The 2,231-nt window shown below is 39.2% G+C and carries 4 protein-coding genes; 3 read left to right on the forward strand and 1 reads right to left on the reverse strand.

Annotated elements, in window-relative coordinates; all coding sequences use genetic code 11:
- From ABTZ99_RS44805 to ABTZ99_RS44815, 3 genes are all read left to right on the forward strand, one after another.
- On the forward strand, positions 1–267 hold a 267-nt coding region (locus ABTZ99_RS44805), incomplete at its 5' end, for a hypothetical protein (RefSeq protein WP_499619261.1).
- On the forward strand, positions 264–479 hold the full coding sequence (locus tag ABTZ99_RS44810) for a helix-turn-helix transcriptional regulator (RefSeq protein ID WP_101913440.1): 216 nt from the start codon (positions 264–266) through the stop codon (positions 477–479). The genes ABTZ99_RS44805 and ABTZ99_RS44810, both read left to right, overlap by 4 nt.
- Positions 480–750: 271 nt before the next feature.
- A complete protein-coding gene (locus tag ABTZ99_RS44815; protein ID WP_355015319.1) occupies positions 751–1,431 on the forward strand; it encodes an IS6 family transposase in 681 nt (226 codons plus the stop codon).
- A gap of 247 nt (positions 1,432–1,678) precedes the next feature.
- Here ABTZ99_RS44815 and ABTZ99_RS44820 read toward each other — a convergent pair.
- Positions 1,679–2,231, reverse strand: a 553-nt coding sequence (locus tag ABTZ99_RS44820; protein ID WP_499619264.1) for an LPXTG cell wall anchor domain-containing protein, incomplete at its 5' end; no start/stop codon positions are given.

Consider the following 2,231-nt stretch of genomic DNA (forward strand, 5'->3'; position numbering starts at 1 on the left):
GATGAGGGTAAACTATCGAAGTGGAGAAATATGTCAATAGTACACTATATTATGTTGTTACTTGCTTGGCTGTTTATTTTCACAATTAGGTTGCTAAAAAATGAATCTATAGACGATTTGTTTTTTATGTTATTACTTTTGGCTTTGGGACATGAAATATATCTGTTCAAAAAGAAGAGGTCGATGACTAACATCATAGTAATTGTAGTATTATTAATTGCTGTTTCTGTGATGGGCTGGAATTTAATGAGTGGAATTTTTAAATGAGGGATAAAGGAAAACTTGAGTTAAAGAATAGGTTAAAAGTGGCTCGTGCTGAAAAACAAATAAACCAGAGTAATTTGGCTAAAATTGTTGGTGTTTCGAGACAGACAATTAGCAATATAGAAACCTATGAGTACGTTCCATCTGCTAAATTAGCATTATTACTTTGTATAGCGTTGGATATAGAATTTGAAAAATTATTCTATTTTGAGTAGTGAAGACTTAAGTATATTAAAACGACTTAGGTCTTTTTTATTTTAGGGGCGCAAATGTCAGAGTTTGCGTTCTTATATTAGTGAAATAGCAAGGAGAGTCTTTATGCAAGTAACAGGAAAAACTAAAACTGGTGAGGAAAAACAGTTGACAGTTGAAATTCGTGATGTTGAAATCGTGAAACCTAAGATTGAGAAATCGGTTCTGTTGCAAAGTTTTCTGATAAGTCTATTTTAGTGTAAAATGAATAAAAATGACAGCGAGGATATATCAATGAACTATTTTAAAGGTAAACAATTTCAAAAAGATGTGATTATTGTCGCTGTTGGTTATTATCTACGTTACAATCTAAGCTATCGTGAAATTCAAGAACTCCTTTATGATCGTGGGATTAACGTTTGTCACACAACTATTTATCGTTGGGTACAAGAATACGGTAAAGTCCTCTATCATCTCTGGAAAAAGAAAAATAAAAAATCCTTTTATTCATGGAAAATGGATGAAACGTACATCAAAATTAAAGGAAAATGGCATTATTTGTATCGAGCCATCGATGCAGATGGTTTAACCTTGGATATTTGGTTACGTAAAAAACGGGACACACAAGCAGCCTATGCTTTTCTTAAGCGGTTAGTGAAGCAGTTTGATGAACCGAAGGTTGTAGTCACAGATAAAGCCCCCTCTATTACAAGTGCCTTTAAGAAACTAAAAGAATACGGCTTTTATCAAGGGACAGAACATCGTACCATTAAATACCTGAATAATTTGATTGAACAAGACCATCGTCCAGTAAAGAGACGCAATAAATTCTATCGAAGTTTACGCACTGCCTCACCCACGATTAAAGGCATGGAAGCCATTCGAGGATTATATAAGAAAACCCGAAAAGAAGGCACTCTCTTCGGCTTTTCGGTGTCTACTGAAATCAAGGTATTAATGGGAATAACAGCCTAAGATATTTGGAGTTCAGAGAGGGCGCGTTTGATTTTCAAACTTCGCAACAGAACCGTTTCTACTCAATGAACTATAAGCAAAAGGCAGCTGATCTCAACAATGTGAAGTCAGCTGCCTAAGCAAGGTTCAAAATATTAAATTTTACCGGTCATCAGTACCATTTGACTTTGAACCTCAACTCCAAATATCGTAGCGCCCTTTTCTTTTTGTCGATACGCTGCTGCCCTAAACGCAACGCATGGACAGTCTATTCTTCACGTTGTTTCCGTTTCAATCCTAATACCCCCATCAGAATGACCACAATGACACCCAAGAAGCCAAACGCTGGCCGCTCAGTTGTCTCTCCTGTCTTGGGTAATGCTCCCTTACCGGATGTAAGTTGACCATTACGATCAGTCGTATCATCCGTGCTCGTTGACGTCGTTGTGGCTGGCTTTGTTGGGATATTACCGCCAGAACTAGGCTGGCTGCCCTCATCGCCTTTGTCCTTACCTGTGTCGCCTGGAGCGGGCGCCGGGGTACCTTGAGCGCCGCCTTTGTCGCTAGTACCGGTTGTATCGTCGCCTTTACCAACTGTCTTGGCCGCTTCAACGGCAGCTGCCACCTTCGTTTTCAGACTTTGCAAAGCTTGTAAATGTGCAAGCTTGTCAGACGCATCAGCACTGGCTTGACCAGACGTCAATGTGTCAGCAATGTCGGCATACCAAGTTTTGCCAGTTGCAGCATCTTTAGCATTGCCAATCTCAGCCGGTGTTGCCGCTTTAATACCCTCCGCAAGTTTTGCTAATACTGCATCAAGT

It is taken from the genome of Actinosynnema sp. NPDC002837, assembly GCF_040295345.1.
Taxonomy (GTDB): domain Bacteria; phylum Actinomycetota; class Actinomycetes; order Mycobacteriales; family Pseudonocardiaceae; genus Actinosynnema.

Excerpts from the sequence above, each read along its gene's own strand:
- ABTZ99_RS44815 (WP_355015319.1), top strand. The coding sequence starts at position 751 with ATGAACTATTTTAAAGGTAAACAATTTCAAAAAGATGTGATTATTGTC.
- ABTZ99_RS44810 (WP_101913440.1), top strand. The coding sequence starts at position 264 with ATGAGGGATAAAGGAAAACTTGAGTTAAAGAATAGGTTAAAAGTGGCT.